The organism is Mesorhizobium sp. ArgA1 (assembly GCF_053714375.1).
Genome location: NZ_JBSKBQ010000222.1, coordinates 1 through 216 on the forward strand (window position 1 = coordinate 1; position 216 = coordinate 216).

At 59.7% G+C, this 216-nt stretch carries 1 pseudogene; it reads left to right on the forward strand.

The features are described from left to right. Positions 1–216 (forward strand): annotated as a pseudogene (locus ACWGTI_RS33055) (IS21 family transposase); the annotation flags it as partial.

Genomic DNA, 216 nt, shown 5'->3' on the forward strand with positions numbered 1-216 from the left:
GGCCCCTGTCCAGCATGTCGTGAACTATCGTCACGTCATTCATTCCTTGCGCCAGAAGCCAGGAGCTTTGCCCAGACTCAGCTATCGCGATCATCTCTTCCCAAGGGATGCCTATCGCAATCTCTACCATGCCGCCATGGAGGCGCTGCCGGAGCGCGATGCCTGCCGTCTGACGGTAGAACTGCTGAGCCTGGCCCATGAGCGCAATGTCGAGGC